2 rRNA genes are annotated in these 287 nt (G+C 54.7%); both read left to right on the top strand.

What is annotated here, in order from left to right:
• Positions 1 to 78, top strand: a 23S ribosomal RNA gene (locus IG02_RS0135655); the annotation flags it as partial.
• A 79-nt stretch (positions 79 to 157) separates the two neighbouring features.
• Positions 158 to 274 (top strand): 5S ribosomal RNA (gene rrf / locus IG02_RS0135650).
• Positions 275 to 287: the final 13 nt, after the last annotated feature.

Raw genomic sequence — 287 nt, 5'->3', positions numbered from 1 at the left:
ACTGGGTTGATAGGCCGGATATGGAAGCCAGGTGACTGGTGGAGTTGACCGGTACTAATAGGCCGAGGGCTTGTCCTCAGTTGCTCGCGTCCACTGTGTTAGTTCTGAAGTAACGAACGGCCGTGACATTTTCCGGTGGTTGTTATCTTCATAGTGTTTCGGTGGTTATTGCGTGAGGGAAACGCCCGGTTACATTCCGAACCCGGAAGCTAAGCCTTTCAGCGCCGATGGTACTGCAGGGGGGACCCTGTGGGAGAGTAGGACGCCGCCGAACAATTGTTGTGGGT

The organism is Streptomyces sp. NRRL F-5135, from assembly GCF_000719775.1.
In the GTDB taxonomy this organism is placed as follows: domain Bacteria; phylum Actinomycetota; class Actinomycetes; order Streptomycetales; family Streptomycetaceae; genus Streptomyces; species Streptomyces hebeiensis.
This window is presented reverse-complemented; position numbering and strand designations above follow the sequence as displayed.